We start from the raw sequence: 17,093 nt of genomic DNA, 5'->3' as shown, positions 1-17,093 counted from the left end.
TGGGGGATCCCCGATCCCCCATCATTCCTCGCCGGGCTGGCGCCCACACTATCCATCGGATCATCTGTGCAATAACTGTCTATTTATTGCATAAATCGTGCAGGTTTTCCCTGGATGAGTACGGCAAACTCACCGGATTGAGCTAGACTTTCCGGCGGCAGATGGCTGCCCATTAGAAAGACCATGACCGAACACGTACCGCCACCGGCCATCCCCACTTTGCAGACCAGCGACGACCGGCGCACGTCGATGCTCGTCGACGCGATCCGCGACTACGCCATCTACCTGCTCGACGCCAACGGCTATGTCAGCAGCTGGAACCCCGGCGCGGAGCGGTTCAAGGGCTACAAGGCCAACGAAATCATCGGTCAGCACTTCTCCCGCTTCTACACGGAAGAAGACCGCGCCAGCGGCCTGCCCGCCAGAGCCCTGCGCACCGCCGCGGAACACGGCAGCTTCGAAGCCGAAGGCTGGCGCATCCGCAAGGACGGCAGCCGCTTCTGGTGCAGCGTGGTCATCGACCCCGTGCGCGCGGCCGACGGCAGCATCATCGGCTACGCCAAGGTCACCCGCGACATCAGCGACAAGAAAGCCGCCCGCGACGCGCTTTACGCCAGCGAGCAGCGCTTCCGCCTGCTGGTGCAGGGGGTCAGCGACTACGCGATCTACATGCTGGATCCCAACGGCTGCATCACCAACTGGAACACCGGCGCGGAAACCATCAAGGGCTATACCGAAGAAGAAGTCCTGGGCCGCCACTTCTCCATGTTCTACACGGAAGAAGACAAGGAAAACGGCGAACCCTGGCGGGCGCTGGAAACCGCGCGCGTCAAGGGCAAGTACCAGCATGAAGGCTGGCGCGTACGGAAAGGCGGCCAGCACTTCTGGGCCATGGTGGTCATCGATCCCATCCACGACGAAAACGGCAATTTCCTCGGCTACGCCAAGATCACCCGCGACGTCACGGAACGACGCGAAGCCCAACTGGAGCTGGACCGCAGCCGCGACGCCCTGAACCAGGCCCAGAAGATGGAAGCCATCGGCCGCCTAACGGGCGGCGTGGCGCACGACTTCAACAACCTGCTGACGGTGATCCGTTCATCGGCCGAGCTGCTGCGCCGTCCGGACCTGGCGCCGGAAAAGCGCGACCGCTTCCTGGCCGCGATCGTCGATACCGCCACGCGCGCCGGTGAATTGACCCGCCAGCTGCTGGCCTTCGCCCGCAAACAGCCGCTGCGGCCGGAAAACTTCGATGCGACGGTACGCCTGCGCGGGATGGAACACATCATCCTGACGTCGGTGGGTTCGCCCATCCGGGTGGAGTTCGACCTGCCCGAGGGCCTGGACCTGGTCCGCGCCGACCCCAGCCAGTTCGAAACCGCGGTGCTGAACATGGTCATCAACGCGCGCGACGCCATGCCGCGCGGCGGCGTGCTGCGCATCGGCGCGCGCAATACCGACCAGCTGCCGGCGGTGCGCAACCACGCCGGGGCGTCGGGCGCTTTCGTCGCGGTGTCCGTCACGGATACCGGCAGCGGCATTCCCCCCGACGTGCTGTCGCGCATCTTCGAGCCTTTCTTCACCACCAAGGCCGTGAACCAGGGCACCGGCCTGGGCTTGAGCCAGGCTTACGGTTTCGCCAAGCAATCCGGCGGCGAGGTCGACGTGCAGACGGAAATGGGTGTGGGCACCACGTTCACCCTGTATTTCCCCCGCGCGCAATCCACCATGCAGCAGATCAGCCCGGCAGTGTCCCCCATCACAGCCGAGCCGGCCCTGGTGGCGCACAAGGTCCTGCTGGTGGAAGACAACGAGGCAGTGGGCAGTTTCGCCAACAATCTGCTCGCCGAGCTGGGTGTCGACGTCACCTGGGTGACGGACGCGGGCGCCGCGCTGGAAACGCTGACCGCCCAGTCAGGCGAGTTCGACCTGGTGTTCTCGGACGTGGTCATGCCCGGCATGAGCGGCATCGAACTGGGCGCCGTCATCCGCCAGCGGTGGCCGGGTCTGCGCATCGTGCTGACCAGCGGCTACAGCCATGTGCTGGCCGAGGAAGGCGTACAGGACTTCGAACTGCTGGAAAAGCCCTACTCCACGTCCGCCCTGCTGGCCGTGCTGCAAGGCCTGCCGGTGGCCAGGAATCAGGCCAGCGCCTCGGTCGCCGGCGCGTGGCGGGCAACGCCATAACGCGAGATATCCAGGCCTGACAGGGAAATCTCCGGCGGTTGCCCGGTGATGATGTCGGCCAGCAGCCTGCCCGATCCGCAGGACATGGTCCAGCCCAGGGTGCCGTGGCCGGTGTTCAAGAACAGATTATGGAAAGGCGTGGCGCCCACCACGGGCGTGCTGTCGGGTGTCATCGGGCGCAGGCCGGTCCAGAACTCGGCGCGCGGCACGTCGCCGCTGCCGGGATAAAGATCGTTGACCACCAGTTCCAGGGTTTCGCGCCGGCGGGGGTTCAGGCGCAGGTCGAAGCCGCCCAGCTCGGCCATGCCGCCCACCCGGATACGGTCGTCGAAACGCGTGACGGCAACCTTGTAGGTTTCATCCAGCACGGTCGATACCGGCGCCTTGGCCGCGTCGGTGATGGGGATGGTCAGCGAGTAGCCTTTGACCGGATAGACCGGCAGGTGCAGGCCCAGCGGCTTGAGCAGGCGCGGGCTGTAGCTGCCCAGCGCGACCACATAGCGGTCCGCTTCCAGCAGGTCGTCACCGACGCGGACACCGACGATGCGGCCGTCGCGCGCTTCGATTGCGCGGATATCGGCGTTGTAGCGGAACCGCACGCCCTGCCGTTCGGCAATCTCCGCCAGGCGAACGGTGAACAGGCGGCAATCGCCGGTTTCGTCGTTGGGCAGGCGCAGACCGCCCGCCAGGCGTCCTTGCGCGCCGGCCAACGCAGGTTCGACCTGATGCAGCTCGGCGGCGGTGAGCAATTCGTAGGGGACGCGGTTCTCTTCCAACACGGCGATGTCGCGCCGCGCGGCCTGCATCTGCGCTTCGCTGCGGAACAGCTGCAGGGTGCCGCCGGTGCGTTGCTCGTAGTGGATGCCGGTGTCCTGGCGCAGCGCGCGCAGGCAGTCGCGGCTGTACTCGGACAGGCGCAGCATGCGCTCTTTATTGATGGCGTAGCGCTCCGGCGAGCAATTGGCCAGCATGGCGCGCATCCAGCGCAGTTGATCCATGGTCCAGTCGGGGCGGATGGCCAGGGGCGCGTGGCGCTGGAACATCCACTTGAGTGCCTTGAGCGGTATGCCGGGCGCGGCCCACGGTGTCGAATAGCCGGGCGACACCTGGCCCGCGTTGCCGTAGCTGGTTTCCTGGGCGGGACCGGATTGGCGCTCGACCAGGGTGACGGACGCGCCTTGACGCGCCAGATAGTAGGCCGTGGTGGTACCTATGACGCCACCACCGAGAACCAGGACACGCATAGCGGGCACCCGTTGAAAGGAGAAGGAGAAACACGTAGTCTAAGCAGATACAGGCAGTGAATTTCACTGAAATAAGCCGTCCTGACAGGTAAGACCTCCGCTACCCATCCCTCTTTCATGCCCTGGACAGTGAAATGCGCGACCTCGACCGCACCGATCTAAAAATCCTCGATATCCTGCAACGCTCGGGCCGCCTGTCCATGACCGAACTGGCCGAGCAGGTCGGGCTGTCGGCCACTCCCTGCACCGAGCGGGTGCGGCGCCTGGAACGCGAAGGCGTGATCACCGGCTACCACGCGCGGGTCAATCCGAATGCCCTGGGACGCGGGCTGCTGGTGTTCCTGGAGATCAAGCTGTCGGCCAAGTCCGGCGACGTGTTCGAGAAAGTGCGCAAGGAGCTGATGCACATTCCCGAGATCATGGAATGCCACCTGGTGTCGGGCGACTTCGACTATCTGGTCAAGGCGCGCCTCAGCGAAATGGCGGCCTACCGCCATCTGCTGGGTGAAATGCTGCGGCGGCTGCCCAACTCGGCCGAGTCGCGCAGCTACGTGGTGATGGAAGAGATCAAGGAAAGTCTGTACCTGGCGCCGGATCGCTGAGCGCGCCGCCGGCAACGTCAGCAACGCCGCCAGTGTCCGCGACCCCCGCAATATCCGCGCGTTCCGGGAACAGGCCGCTGGCGCGGCGCACCTGGCGCAGGATGCCCTGCTCCAGCACGCTGTCGCCCCCCGGGCTGAGCAGGGTCAGGCGGCTGCGCGCACGGGTGATGCCGGTGTAAAGCAGTTCGCGCGTGAGGATGGGGCTGACGCGCTCCGGCAGCACCACCACCGCATGCTCGAATTCCGAGCCCTGGGACTTATGCACCGTCAGCGCATAGACCGTGTCCACCGATGGCAGGCGGCTGGGGGGTACCCATTTGATGCGACCGCTGCCGTCGCTGCTGGCAAAGGCCACGCGCAAGGTGTCGGCCTGCCCGTCAGCGCCGGGCAGGGCCAGCGTGATGCCGATGTCGCCGTTCATCAGTCCCAGGGCATAGTCGTTATGCGTGACCAGGACCGGGCGACCGGCATACCAGCCGTCGGCCTGGGCGATCAGCCCCTGGTCGAACAGCAGGCGGGCCACGCGCCGGTTCAGGCCTTCCACGCCCCATTCGCCATTGCGCAGGGTAGCCAGCAACTGGAAGCGTTGATGCTGCTTGAGGATGGCGGCGGCCCAGGCGTCCAGCGTGTGCGGATCCGTATCCGCCGGTCCCTGGCGCAGAATGGCCAGATAGCCGGCGTAGCCATCCTCGCCGTCGCCGTCGCCCTCGCCTTGCAGCACCAGCGTCGAGAAAGCGGCTTCGCAGGCAGCACCGACGAATTTGCGCACGCCGGCCGCCGGCACCTGCCAGAACATCCGCGTGGCCAGGACATCGCCATCGTTGATCGTGGCGGCCAGGCGGCCGATACCGCTGTCGGCGGCGAAGCGATGGCTGTGGCGCAGCATCACCACGGCCTGGTCCAGCGCGGCGCCCTCAGTGTCGATGCGTTGCATGGGCAGTTGCTGGCCGCTGACCTCAGAGAGCCAGGCGGCCGTGGCCGGGGTATAGCGGCCTTCCCGCGCATGCACGCAAAGATCCGCCAGCACCGCGCCGGCTTCGACCGAAGCCAGCTGGTCCTGGTCGCCCAGCAGGATCAGGCGGCCGGACGGCGGCAGCGCGTCCAGCACGGCGGCCATGGTTTCCAGGTCGACCATCGAAGCTTCGTCGATGACCAGGACGTCCAGAGCCAGACGGTTATCACGGTCATGGCGGAACTGGCGGGTGCCGGGACGGCTGCCGAGCAGGCGATGCAGGGTGCTCACCTTGGTCGGGATGGCGCCGCGCACGGCATCGGACCGCGGCAAGCCGTTCAGCGCCGCCAGGCGTTGCACGGCGCCGGAAATCGACTCGCCAAGGCGGGCGGCCGCCTTGCCCGTGGGCGCGGCCAGGCGAATGCGCAAGGGCGTGTCGGCCGCATCCAGCGCAAGCGCCTGCAAGATGGCCAGCACCTTGACCACGGTGGTGGTCTTACCCGTGCCGGGGCCACCCGTGATGATGGTAAGTGCGCTGCCGGCAGCCGTCGCGCACGCGACCTTCTGCCAGTCGACGCCATCGGCGCCGGCCTGCGCGTCCTCGAACAGCGCATCCAGGTATAGACGCAGGCGCTGCACGGGCAGGGCCGCTTGCAGCGCCGCATTGCGTTGCAGCCGTTGGGTGATGCCCTGCTTGATGTCCTGCTCGTACTGCCAGCAGCGCCGCAGATAAAGACGCGGCCGCGCGCCGCCGGCCAGTACCAGTGGCGTCCGGCCAGGGCCGGCGCCGACCAGGCGCGGATCGTCCAGCGCCGCCAGCCAATCGTCGAGGGTCAGGGGGTCGAGCAACTGCGCGGGATGGAAGGCCGGCGGCAACTGCCGGGCGGCCAGGGGCGCATCTTCCGGCGGCAGGGCCAGGGTCAGGGCGGGATCCTCCAACGCTGCCACCAGGTCCAGGCAGGCGTGCCCATGACCCAGTTGATGGCTGGCCAGCACGGCCGCCAGAATCAGGCGCGGCGAGACGTCGGGGACTTCGCGCCAGAGGAAATCGGCGAACACCACATCGAGCCGGCGCAGCCAACGCCGGTCCACCCAATCCTGCAAGGCGGCCCGCAGCCGCGTCGCATCGTCCAGGGGCGCGGCAAGGCGGCGGCGGGCGCCAGCGGCGGAGATCGTGCTCATGCGGCCTCCCGTTCCGGATCCGTCCCGCGCCGCGCGGCGCCGGTGAACAGGGCGTCCAACGCTTCGATCAAGGCGCGCGCGGGACGATCCACGTAGACGCCGCCGCCGGGCGCATGGCTGCCCCGCAGGAACAGATACACGGCGCCGCCGATGTGGCGGTCGTAGTCGTAGTCGGGCAGGCGCGCGCGCAGCAGGCGATGCAGGGCCAGCAGATAGAGCACGTATTGCAGTTCGTAGCGGTGATCGAGGATGGCGCCGGTCATGGCTTTGGCATCGTAGGCCGCGTCGTCGGGGCCCAGGCGGTTGGATTTGTAGTCGGCCACGTAATAGCGCCCCTGGTATTCGAAGACCAGGTCGATGAAGCCTTTGAGCATGCCGTTCAAGCGCGCCGGCGCCAGCGCGGCGCGCTTCTGGCGTGGATGCACGTGTTCGCACACCAGGCGGTCGATGCGCGTGGCCAACACGTCATGCGCGGCGAACCAGAACTCCATTTCCGAAACGCAGGCACGGGGATCGAGATCGGCCAGGGCGACGGGGCCGGGGGTGGCATCCTGCTCGGGTTGCGGCGGCAGACGCAGGGGCAGCAGGAGAAAATGCCGCAACCAATCGGCCAGCGGGGCGGCCCATTCTTCCCAGCCGCGCTCCTGGCAGCGGCGAGTCACGGCTTCCAGCAGCGCGTCGGATCCGACCGCGGCCGGGCCGAAGCCTTGGGCGGCGGCCCATTCGAGCAACTCGTGGAAGAAGGTGCCGGCCTCGGCGCCGGCGGGGAAGCCGTGCAAGGGGCCCGCATTGCCCAGGCTCAGCTGCACGGTCGCGGCGCCGGACCTGCCGGCCCCGGCGCCGGGCAACTCGGCGGGCAGGTCCAGGGACGTGATCGCGTCGATGGAGGCATCGCCATCCGTCGACAGCGGGCCCGCCGCGGCTTCCACATAGACATCCTCGGCCGCGGTGGCGGGTTCTTCCCAGGGGCCGTCGTCCACGGTGCGCAAGGCCGAATAGCTGGCCACCCACCAGTGCTCGCGCACGCCGCGCGACATCTCGCGGGCGCGCCCGTCCTGCGTGGCCGCGCCGGCGGCACGGTAGACGGCGCTGCCGACGGCATCGCGCGCGGTGGGCGCGGGTGCCACGGCGATATACGGATGATCGCCGCGCCACCCTTCCAGCTCTTTGTCGAAGGCCGCCGCGCTCAGCGGTTGGCCCTGCTTCAACAGATAGCCCAGCGCGCTGGCTTGCGCATTGGCAATGGGCGCGCACCCCAGCCAGGTGGCGTAGCGGGCGCGCGTGAGCGCCACGTAGAACTTGCGCAGGTCCTCGCCCAGGCGCTCGCGATCGGCACGCGCCCGCGCGCCTTCGTCGGGTTCCAGGGTGACTTGTACGTCGCCGTCGGCGTCGTGCCAGGCCAGCGGCAGGTCGTCCACGCCCACGGGCCGGAAGGCCATGGCGAAGGGCAGGAACACCAGGGGATATTCCAGGCCCTTGGATTTATGCACCGTCACCACGCGCAGCAGGTCGGCGTCGCTTTCCAGGCGGATGGTCAGCGCATCGTTTTCCTCGCCTTCAGCGGCGGCCGCGCGCATCTCGGCCAGATGGCGCAGCAAGGCGTGCTCGCCTTCGATCTGCACGCTGGCTTGCTGCAGCAGTTCGGCGATGTGCAGCAGGTCCGTCAGGGCGCGCTCGCCGGCGGTGGCCGCGACGGTGCCGCCGGCACGCTGGCGGGCCGGCACGTCGAAGTCGTCCAGCAGACGCCGCAGCATGGGCAGTACGCCCAGCATGCGCCAGTCGCGGCCATAGCCGCGGAACTGATCGACGCGACGGTCCCATTCCCACTCGTCGCTGTTGAGGCTGTCCAGCGCGGCCCAGGACAAACCCAGCGTGGGCGTGGCCAGCGCCGCGCGCAGCAGGCGCGGGTCGTCCGGTTCAGCGCAGGCGCGCAGCCAGTGTTCGATGTCGGCAGCTTGCGGGCTTAGATAGACGGATTGGTTTTCGGAAAGATAGACACTGCGCACGCCGCGCTGCGCCAAGGCCTTGCGGATGACCCGCGCTTCGCGGCCGCTGTTGACCAGCACGGCCATGTCGGCGGGACGCAGCGGGCGTAGCGCTGCACCCGCGGTTGCGGGCGTGCCGCCGAACCGCGCGGCATCCGGCGTGGCGACGCCCGGCGTGTCGGCCGCAGCGGCGAAGCCAGCGCGGCCCTGCTGGCCCAATGTCATCAGACGCGCGATCTCGCCCGCGCACGCGGCGGCCATCTGTTCGCGATAGGCGCCGATGCCCACCGGGGCGCCGTCCTCGCCGCCCGCCAGCCACCAGGCGGTCAGCGCCGGCGCGTCGGCATCCTCGATCACCAGGCGGTCCGCGCGCCCCTTGGCCAGCGCGCCCGTGAACGGCACCGGATTGCCGCGCGGCGTGCGGAACAGGAACGCGCCGTCACCATCCGGGTGACGCTCCGCCACCTCGAAGCAGTGGTTGGCCGCCGCCACCATGCCGTGGGTGGAACGGTAGTTGGTCTTCAAGGCGTAAAGCCGGCCGTCCACCGCGGCGCGGGCGCGCAGGTAGGTGTAGATGTCCGCGCCACGGAAACCGTAGATGGCCTGCTTGGGATCGCCGATCAGGATCAGGGCGCAATCGGTCGGGTTTTCCGCCAGACGGTAGACCGCGTCGAAGATGCGGTACTGCACCGGATCGGTATCCTGGAACTCATCGATGAGCGCGACCGGAAACTGCTGGCGCATGGCCGTCGCCAGCACGGCGCCATTGGGACCGGCCAGCGCGCGATCGAGCTGGCCCAGCAGATCGTCGAAGTCCATCTGCGCGCGGCGGGCCTGTTCTTGTGCGTAGCGTTGCCGCATCCAGGCCGCCGCATGCTTCAGGATGTCGTTGCGCGCGGCGGGCAAGGCCAGGACCTGCTCACGCAATTGTTCCAGCGCCACGCAGGCGGGATGCTCGGGCGCCGCGCCCTTCCAGGCCTCGTCCATGCCTTCTCGCGACAGGCGTTGCCAGGCCGTGTCGGAAAGCACCGGCAGCAGGCTGTCGCAGTCCTCGCACCAGGTCTGCAAGGCGTCCAGCCAGCCGTTGTAATAGCGCGGCTGGAACTTGCGCCCGTCCACTTTTTTTGCCGCGACCCCGGCATCGAAGAGATCACGCAGCTCGGTGATCCACGCGGGCCAGGCGGCTTTCAGATCGGCCAGTGCAGCGGTACGGGTCGTGCGCGCCGTGGCCAGGAGCATGCCTGGCGTACCTTGCGCGCTTTGCGTGCCATCGCCGGACGGCGTGCGGTCGGGTGTCGCGCCGGCGGCATCCGGCGTCTGACGCGGGTCCGCTTCCAGCTGCGGGGCATATCTGAACAGACGCGCCGCGTCGGCCTGCAAGGCGTCGGGGCTGGCCCACCAGCCGCGCAGCTCGCGCGCGCCGTCGCTGTCCAGTCCGGCGATGAAGACGCGCCAGTAGTCGCGCGCGGCTTCGGCAAGCAAGGGCGCGCTGTTCTGCTCCAAGGTCTGCTGGAACAGGCTGTCGCTGTCGAAAGCGTGCTCGCGCAGCATACGATTGCACCAGCCGTGGATGGTGGACACGGCGGCTTCGTCCATCCACTCCACGGCCAGTTGCAGCTTGCGCGCGCAGGCGCCCCAGGTTTCCGGAGGGTAGTCCGCGCGCAACGCGTGCAGGATGTCGCCGCCGTCTTCGTCCATGTCGACCTGTTCCGGGTCCACCAGGAAGGCCCGCGCCGCATCGGCCAGGCGCACGCGGATACGGTCACGCAATTCCTGGGTGGCGGCATCGGTGAACGTCACCACCAGGATTTCGGGCGGCACCAGGGGCTTGCCCAGACCCGCGTCACCGCCATGGCCCAGCACCAGGCGCACGTACAAGGTGGCGATGGTGTAGGTCTTGCCGGTGCCGGCGCTGGCCTCGATCAGGCGGCTGCCCTGCAAGGGGAAGCGCAGCACGTCCAGTTCGACGGCCTGGGCGTCGTGATCGGTGCCGTGATCGGTGTCGCGATCAGTGCCGTGTTCAGGCCTGGCCATTGTCGTCTCCAGACCGGTTCGTCTTCTTCGGCTTGCCATCCGCGTACAGGGCGGCGCGCATGGGGCGCAGCAGCGCGCGCGCCAGGGCCTGGAATTCGCCGCCTTGCGTCAACGCGGTGAAATCCGGATAGACCGCTTGCAGATAGGCGCTGCGGTCCACTTCACCTTCGGCCATGGGCGCGCCTTCGTAGACCTTGCGCGCCTGCTGCCAGGCGATGGCGCGGGCGCCGGTGAGTGCCGCCGCGGGCAAGGCATCATCCGGATCATGGGCCAGGCCGGGCAACGCGCCGTCCTGGTCTTGCGTCACGACGGCGCCCTGGTCGGCTTCCTCCGGCAAGCGGGTCAACCACTCGAACGCCGCAACGATGGCCAGCGGCAGCGGGCGCCGCATGCCGGTTTCCCACGCGGCCAGCCACAGGGCCAGCCAGGCGCGCGCGCGTTCCACGTCGACGGGGGCGAACTCGATGTCACCCGCCTTGCTGATCACCAGCGTGGTCACCGGCGTTCCGCTCAACTGCGCCGCGACGTGGGCCACCCAGTGCCCTATCACCTTGTCCGCGCGGTAACGGCCTTTGGGAATCAAACTGCTGCTTTCCAGAACCAGACGGCAATGCGCGCCGCCGGCACTGACGCGCAGGCCGCCCAGATAATCTTCCACGCTCAAGCGGGAGGGGTCCACGATCCCGCCCGCGAGTTCGATGCCGGCCCCCGGGCGCGTGGGCGCGACGAAACGTATGGCCAATTCGCTTTCCATCGCGGTGGGCCAGCGCGCCAGGGCGGCCGCATAGCGCTCCATCATGTCGTCCAGCGGCGCGGCCAGGTCGGCCGCGGCCAATTCGCCGAAGGCGCCGGCGGGCAGTTCGCCCGCCCGCATGCAGGCCGCCAGCACGTCATCGCGCGCCGGCGCGGAGCCCCCGCCGGCTTCCAGCGCGCGGGCCTGTGCCTTGATCAGCCTGTCCTGCAGTTGCCATTGTTCCAGCGCGTCGGGCGCGAAGGGCTCGATGTCTTCGGCCACGACGTCTTCGGCACTGAAGCTCACCTGCAGACGCTGGCGGAAAAATGCTTCGACCGGGGCTTTCAGGAAAGCCGCCAGTTCACGCAGCGACAGCGGTTCCTCGCGCATGAGCGGCGGCAAAGGGTCAATTCTGGCGAGGGACGCGTCATCGAATGGCGCATCGGGCTCGGTGCCCTGCCCCCATTCCCGTGCGTAGGTAAACAGCGCGGAACGGCGCGGATCGGCCGGGAAATAATCCGGGCTGAAAGGCTGCAAACGGTGCTCCACGGTCAGGGCCGCGGCCACGCCGTCAGCGTGGCTGGCGTCCTCTTCATCGTAGCCAGTCTCCAGTTCCCAGCCCGCGTCCAGATGGTCGCGCAACTGCCCCACGAGCACCGACGGCGGACGCGGCGTGTTGTCACGCACGCTGCGGCCCACCCATGACACGTACAGGCGATCGCGTGCCGACAGCAGCGCTTCGAGGAACAGGTAGCGGTCGTCTTCGCGCCGGGAGCGGTCGCCCGGCCGGTAGTCACGTCCCATCAGGTCGAAGTCCATGGGGATGCGCACGCGCGGATAGTCGCCGTCGTTCATGCCCAGCAGGCACACATGGCGGAAGGGAATCGCGCGCATGGGCATCAGGGTGGCGAAGGTCACCGCGCCGCCGAAGAAGCGCTGTGTCAGTCCGCCTTCGTCCATGGCCGACAACCAATGTTCGCCCACCACCGCAAGAGGTAGCGGTTCGGTCACATTGGCTTCTTTGCAGATCTGCAGCCAGTCCTGCAACTGGCCGCGCAACTGCCGCAGCACCAGCCCATCGACGCTATCGTCTTCCTCGAAGAAGGCTAATAGCAGGTCACGCAATCGTTCGCCCCAGCGCGCCGGGCTGGCCGGCTCCGCCAGTTCACGCCACCAGCCTTCCAGCGTCGCCACCAGTTCGGCCAGGTTGCCCAGCAAGGCGGCGTCCAGGCCGCCCACGTCGCCATAGGGTTCGATGCCCTGCCAGTCGCCGCCGCGCGCGCCCACCGCATAGCCGAGCAGCACGCGGCGCAGGCCGAACAGCCAGGTATTGGGCGCGGCCGCGCTGCTGGCGCCGGGCAAGCCCAGGGACCGGCGCTGTTCATCGTGCAAGCCCCAACGGATGTTGGCGCCGCGCATCCAGTTGTGCAGCAGGGGCAGCTGGTCTTCGGCGATGCCATAGCGGCGCCGGAGCGCGGGCACTTCCAGCAGGTCCATCAGGTCGCTGACGGCGAAGCGGGCGTAGGGCAGCTGCAGCAGATGTTCCAGCGCATGCAGCAAGGGATCGACGTGGCGCTTGCCGCGGTCGGCCAGGGTGTAGGGAATGGCGCGCTTGTCGTCGAACGCATGCAGGCCGAAGACCGCCTGCACGTGCGGCGCGTAAGCTTCGATATCCGGCACCATCACGATGACGTCGCGGGCGCGCAAGGTGGGATCCTCGTCGAACGCGGCCAGCAGCTGGTCGTGCAGGATCTCCACTTCGCGTTGGCGGCTGTGCGCGACGTGGAAGCGGATGGATGGGTCTTGCGCCGGATCGACGGGCGGCCACAGTGCTCGGCTTTCGTTCAGGGGCCGCAGGTCGCGGATGTCGTCCTGCAGCTGCCGCAGCAGCGTGCTGTCTTCATCCGCCACGGCTTGGAACAGGTCCAGCCGCTGCGTGTAGTCGCTATAGCGGGATAGGAAAGCTTCGCGCGCTTCCTGGCTGTCGTGTTCGTCCAGCAGGCCGATGAAATCGCGGCCCTGCTTGCCCCAGGCCGCCAGCAGGGGATGGGCGTGCAGATGCAAGGCGTCCTCGCCGATGACGGCCGGTGCGCCGGCGCGCCGGGCCTGCCTTGCGTGGCTGGCGCGCAGCAGGTCCTTGCCTTCGATGATGTCCGCCCAATAGTGCTCGCAGGGGTTGTTGACGCACATCAGCACCTGGGTCCAGCGGGCCAGCACCGCCAGCACTTCCAGGGACTGGCGCGGCAAGGTGGAGATGCCGAACACCACGATCCGGCGCGGCAGGTCGGGCGGTGGGGTGTCGCCCAGGTGGGCGGCGCGGCGCATGAAGGCGGCGTGGACGGCGGCGCGGCCATCGGAGGATGGCGCGACGTAGCTGGGGTTGAAGGGTGCGCCGGCTTGTTCTTCCTGCGCGGCCTGCTCCAGCACGTCGTCCAGCAGCGCGCGCCACAAGGCGGCCTGCCAGCGCTGGGCTTCAGGCAGGGGCAGTGCCGGACCCCTATCGCGCGGCAGCACATCCTGGCCGCCGGCCCAGGCGTCCAGCCAGTCCGCGCGATAGACCTGGTATTGGTCGAACAGGTCGGCCAGGCGTTCGGCCAGCTGATAGCGTTTGCGGCAGTCGTCGTCGCGGCGCAGAAAACGCTGCAGGGGCGCGTAGACGGGTTCGTCCATCACCTGCGGCAACAGGCGCAGCAGGCGCCACATCAGGCGCGGCTTGTCGAACGGGGAGACTTCCGGGACGGCCTGCGTGCCCAGCACGATACGGTAGGCGCGCCACAGGAAACGCGAGGGCAGCAGGAAATCCAGTCCTGCCGCGATGCCGCTGCCGCCATCCGCGGCGTCGGCCGCCAGGGCCAGTTTCAGCCATTGGGCGATGCCGCTGCTTTGCACCAGCACCACTTCCTGTTCCAGCGGACCCAGGGGATGGCGGTCCAGCCAGCCGACCAGCACTTCACGCAGCGACTCGGACAGGTTGCTGTGGATGACGATCAGGCCGGATGGCAGCGGCGTAGCGGGCATGCGTAGGGGGGTGGGCGGGCGCCGGATGATGGGGAGACGTAGCGTACCCCAACGATAACCCGGATCGCTGCCGCATCCGGGCCTGATGCGCCCTGCTGACGAGGGTCAGCGGCGGACGACGGTGACGCTCGCGCCCTTGTCGACCGGCACGAAGCGGCCGTCGTCGAAGAAGAAGCCCTGGATGCGATCGGCGGAGATGACCAGCATGGCTTCCCGCGTGCCGCTGATCAACAGGGGGGTACCGGTCTGGCGGAACACGTCGCCTTGCGGGATGGCGCCGACCTGACGCCAGGCGGATTCTTCCGCGATGTTGATCTTGCCGACCTTCTCCACGTCATAGGACAGCGGCCGATGGATGCGCACCAGCGCGCCGCCTGACGTGCTGTACAGCGGCACGTAGGCGTCCTTGACGTTTTCCGTGGAAGAACATGCCGCCAGCAGCCCCAGGGCGAGCGCGGCCGCGCATGCGGCCAGCGTACGCTTCAAGGAGGAAGCGTCCCCGGCTTCCCGAACCCATGCCAAACCCATGCCGTCTCCTGAGCGAATTCCTAAGTGCCCGCGAGTATAAAACGCAGGTGCGTCAAAAATTCGGCAAATATCTTAGCGGGATGTACCGCCATAAGACATCGGCAACAACAGGCGTTCTGCCTCCGCGGACGATTCGACGAAGCGGAAACTGGGCTTGCCGCAGCCGGAGCTGCCCATGGTCGGGAAGTGATAGTCCACGTAGCGGGTTTCACCCGCCGCCAAGGCGAAACTGGCCCCATCGCCGGTCCAGTATTTATCCGTGACGACGTAACTTCCTGGCGCACGGTCAACGTAATAAAAGACATCCGGCTTTACCCGGCCCACGACTTCGTTGTTCACCCGCAGCTGAGCCCGCGAGACGAAGGAACAACTGGTGGACGTGGTCGGGAAAATGAAGATCCGGCCCATGCCCGGCTTGAGGGGCGCGTTGCGCGCCACCTCGGCATAGCGCGGGCCGGCGCAGGCCGCCAGCAGGCTGGCAAGACACAGAAGCAGAAGAATCCGGACATTGCGCAACATGGTTTCCTCCCCTTGCCTGCTTAACGGGCCGCGCCGCCGTAGTGCAGGGGCAGCATCTGGCGTTGGGCTTCGGACGGCGGGTCGACCAGGATGAGGTTGCCCTTGACGTAACCGGTGCTGCCCAGGCTGGGCGTGGTCATCGAGATGTAGCGGGTCTCGCCGGCCGGCAAGGTGAAGCTCAGGCCTTCGTTGGTCCACAGCAGATCGGTCACGACATAATTGCCGGCCGGGCGGTCGACGTAGAAGAACGAGCCCGCCTTGACGCGGCCGATGACTTCGCGATTCAGGCGGATCTTGGGCTGGATGTTGGTCGCGCCATACGGCATGAACACATAGACCCGGCCCTCGCCCGGCTTCAAGGGCGGCGCATTGCGGGCGACATCACCATATTGAGGACCCGCGCAAGCCGCCAGCAGCGCCACGACACCCAGCAGCAGAAACTTCAGGATACGTGCCATCACTGCGACTCCAGTACCAGACGGGTGCTGTTGGGCGCGGCCGTGTACAGGCCCTCGCCGGGGAAATAAAGACCCTTGAGCTCGCCGCCTTGCACCACCAGATAGGCTTCGCGCTGGCGCCGGCCGCTCAGAATGAACAAGGCGTCATCCCGGCGATAGGCATCGCCTTGCGGCACCGAGCCGGCCTGGACCCAGCGCGAGCCGGCAGGCACGCCGAAGCTGTCTTGATTGGAAAGCATCCCGGACAAGGGCGCCTTCAGCGTCATCGTCTGCGCGGGGGCGGTCACCGGCGCCAGCGGAGTGCGTTCCACCCGCAGGGACGCGCACGCGCCAAGCAAAGAAAACGACAGGCCAAGAACCAGACACCCGGCCACGCGTTGGGCGCCTCGCGCCTGGAATAGCTTCTTATTCATGTGGATCTCGCGCTTTGAGAAGGCGCGAGTATAGGAGAGTTTGCAGGCAACGTATCATTAAGTGTCTATTAACGACAATTGCCCGCGCCCCCGCATCACTGCATGGTGATATTGCCTTCCTTGATCACCTTGGCCCACTTGGCCGTTTCGCTGCGGATGAAGGCGCCGAATTCCTCCGGGGTGCCGCCGCCGACCTGGCTGCCGGTATCGTTGATCGCCTTGACGATCTCCGGATCGCGCAGCACGTCGTTGAGGTCGCGGTTCAGGCGGGTGATGATGGCCTCGGGCGTACCCGCCGGCGCGATGATGCCCTGCCAGTTATAGGACTCGAAACCCGGCAGGCCCGCTTCCGCCATCGTCGGCACGTCCGGCAGGACCGCCAGGCGCTTGGCCGACGTCACCGCCAGCGGATGGATCTTCTTGCCCTGGATGGCCGGCAAGGCGGAATAGCCCATCTCGAACATCATCGTGATGTGGCCGCCCATCAGGTCGGTCGCCGCCAGGCTGCCACCTTTGTAGGGTACATGGGTGATGTCGATATGCGCCGCCTCGCGGAACATCTCGCCCGACAGGTGATGGGCGCCGCCGACGCCCGACGAACCGAACGTCAGCTTGCCCGGTTCCTTCTTGGCCAGCGCGATCAGCTGCTGCACGTCGTTGACCTTCAAGGTCGGACCGACGCTGAGCACCAGGGGGCTGTTTTCGATGAGGATGACGGGCGCCAGGTCCTTGGCCGCGTCGTAGGGGATGTCCTGCATCAGCGTGGGATTGACCGACAGCGGCGCCAGATTGCCGGTGCCCAGGGTGTAGCCATCCGGCTTGGCACGCGCGATGAAGGTGGTGCCCACCACGCCGCCCGCCCCCGCCTTGTTTTCCACCACCACCGGCTGGCCCAGCTTCTGCTCCAGCTTGCGGGCGATGACGCGCACGCGCGTATCCGCGAAGCCGCCCGGCGCGTAGGGCACCACGATGGTGACCGGGCGCGTCGGCCAGTTGCCCGCGTCGGCCGCCGACGCGGCGCCCGTGGCAGCGGTCAGTCCGGCCAGCAAAGCCATGCCGGCGATACGTTGGAAGGTTTTTTTCATGTCTGGCTCCTCGTCTGATTATGGATATTCGGCGCGACGATGCCGGCCCCGCGGCCGGCATCGTCGTACGCACTACTTAAGGATGCGCAGCCCCCGGCGCACGGCGCGGGGGCTGTCTAACGTAAGCGCATCATATCCGCTATCGCGAGGCGC

The 17,093-nt window shown here is 67.6% G+C and carries 11 protein-coding genes; 2 read left to right on the top strand and 9 right to left on the bottom strand.

Annotation, left to right across the window (positions count from 1 at the left end):
* Nucleotides 1-183 precede the first annotated feature (183 nt).
* The gene (locus ASB57_RS24515) at nt 184-2,187 is read left to right on the top strand and encodes a PAS domain-containing sensor histidine kinase (RefSeq protein WP_057654548.1); all 2,004 of its coding nucleotides are present in this window, start codon (nt 184-186) and stop codon (nt 2,185-2,187) included.
* Here the strand turns inward: ASB57_RS24515 and ASB57_RS24510 are convergent.
* Entirely contained in the window at nt 2,142-3,431 is a 1,290-nt protein-coding gene (locus ASB57_RS24510; RefSeq protein ID WP_057654547.1) for a D-amino acid dehydrogenase, read from the bottom strand. The two genes, ASB57_RS24515 and ASB57_RS24510, sit on opposite strands and share 46 nt — an antisense overlap.
* A gap of 134 nt (nt 3,432-3,565) precedes the next feature.
* Between ASB57_RS24510 and ASB57_RS24505 the strand changes: the two genes are divergently transcribed.
* Entirely contained in the window at nt 3,566-4,033 is a 468-nt protein-coding gene (locus ASB57_RS24505; protein ID WP_057654546.1) for a winged helix-turn-helix transcriptional regulator, read from the top strand.
* Here ASB57_RS24505 and recD read toward each other — a convergent pair.
* The 8 genes from recD to ASB57_RS24465 all read right to left on the bottom strand — a co-directional run bounded on the left by recD (nt 3,999) and on the right by ASB57_RS24465 (nt 16,940).
* Nucleotides 3,999-6,167, bottom strand: coding sequence for an exodeoxyribonuclease V subunit alpha (gene recD, locus ASB57_RS24500; RefSeq protein ID WP_082621808.1), 2,169 nt, complete (start codon nt 6,165-6,167; stop codon nt 3,999-4,001). The genes ASB57_RS24505 and recD overlap by 35 nt on opposite strands.
* A complete protein-coding gene (recB, locus tag ASB57_RS24495) occupies nt 6,164-10,186 on the bottom strand; it encodes an exodeoxyribonuclease V subunit beta (RefSeq protein ID WP_082621807.1) in 4,023 nt (1,340 codons plus the stop codon). Before recB ends, recD begins: the two co-directional genes overlap by 4 nt.
* The gene (gene recC, locus ASB57_RS24490; protein ID WP_057654545.1) at nt 10,173-13,937 is read right to left on the bottom strand and encodes an exodeoxyribonuclease V subunit gamma; all 3,765 of its coding nucleotides are present in this window, start codon (nt 13,935-13,937) and stop codon (nt 10,173-10,175) included. The genes recB and recC overlap by 14 nt, the downstream gene beginning before the upstream one ends.
* Before the next feature lie 105 nt (nt 13,938-14,042).
* Nucleotides 14,043-14,465: a hypothetical protein gene (locus tag ASB57_RS24485; RefSeq protein WP_057654544.1), complete on the bottom strand. Its 423-nt coding sequence runs from the start codon at nt 14,463-14,465 to the stop codon at nt 14,043-14,045.
* A 72-nt stretch (nt 14,466-14,537) separates the two neighbouring features.
* Nucleotides 14,538-14,984: a hypothetical protein gene (locus ASB57_RS24480; RefSeq protein WP_057654543.1), complete on the bottom strand. Its 447-nt coding sequence runs from the start codon at nt 14,982-14,984 to the stop codon at nt 14,538-14,540.
* Nucleotides 14,985-15,004: 20 nt separating this feature from the next.
* On the bottom strand, nt 15,005-15,442 hold the full coding sequence (locus ASB57_RS24475) for a hypothetical protein (protein ID WP_057654542.1): 438 nt from the start codon (nt 15,440-15,442) through the stop codon (nt 15,005-15,007).
* Nucleotides 15,442-15,855 (bottom strand): hypothetical protein, encoded by a 414-nt coding sequence (locus ASB57_RS24470; protein ID WP_057654541.1) that lies wholly within the window; start codon nt 15,853-15,855, stop codon nt 15,442-15,444. The genes ASB57_RS24475 and ASB57_RS24470 overlap by 1 nt, the downstream gene beginning before the upstream one ends.
* Nucleotides 15,856-15,950: 95 nt before the next feature.
* Nucleotides 15,951-16,940, bottom strand: coding sequence for a tripartite tricarboxylate transporter substrate binding protein (locus tag ASB57_RS24465; protein ID WP_057654540.1), 990 nt, complete (start codon nt 16,938-16,940; stop codon nt 15,951-15,953).
* Nucleotides 16,941-17,093 lie beyond the last annotated feature (153 nt).

The sequence above is a fragment of the Bordetella sp. N genome, from assembly GCF_001433395.1.
Taxonomy (GTDB): domain Bacteria; phylum Pseudomonadota; class Gammaproteobacteria; order Burkholderiales; family Burkholderiaceae_B; genus Bordetella_C.
This window is presented reverse-complemented; position numbering and strand designations above follow the sequence as displayed.

Bases quoted from the DNA above. Each gene is read 5' to 3' on its own strand.
- ASB57_RS24485 (WP_057654544.1), bottom strand. From the start codon at position 14,465: ATGGGTTTGGCATGGGTTCGGGAAGCCGGGGACGCTTCCTCCTTGAAG.
- recB (WP_082621807.1), bottom strand. From the start codon at position 10,186: ATGGCCAGGCCTGAACACGGCACTGATCGCGACACCGATCACGGCACC.
- ASB57_RS24510 (WP_057654547.1), bottom strand. From the start codon at position 3,431: ATGCGTGTCCTGGTTCTCGGTGGTGGCGTCATAGGTACCACCACGGCC.
- recD (WP_082621808.1), bottom strand. From the start codon at position 6,167: ATGAGCACGATCTCCGCCGCTGGCGCCCGCCGCCGCCTTGCCGCGCCC.
- ASB57_RS24475 (WP_057654542.1), bottom strand. From the start codon at position 15,442: ATGGCACGTATCCTGAAGTTTCTGCTGCTGGGTGTCGTGGCGCTGCTG.
- ASB57_RS24470 (WP_057654541.1), bottom strand. From the start codon at position 15,855: ATGAATAAGAAGCTATTCCAGGCGCGAGGCGCCCAACGCGTGGCCGGG.
- ASB57_RS24465 (WP_057654540.1), bottom strand. From the start codon at position 16,940: ATGAAAAAAACCTTCCAACGTATCGCCGGCATGGCTTTGCTGGCCGGA.
- ASB57_RS24505 (WP_057654546.1), top strand. From the start codon at position 3,566: ATGCGCGACCTCGACCGCACCGATCTAAAAATCCTCGATATCCTGCAA.
- ASB57_RS24480 (WP_057654543.1), bottom strand. From the start codon at position 14,984: ATGTTGCGCAATGTCCGGATTCTTCTGCTTCTGTGTCTTGCCAGCCTG.
- ASB57_RS24515 (WP_057654548.1), top strand. From the start codon at position 184: ATGACCGAACACGTACCGCCACCGGCCATCCCCACTTTGCAGACCAGC.
- recC (WP_057654545.1), bottom strand. From the start codon at position 13,937: ATGCCCGCTACGCCGCTGCCATCCGGCCTGATCGTCATCCACAGCAAC.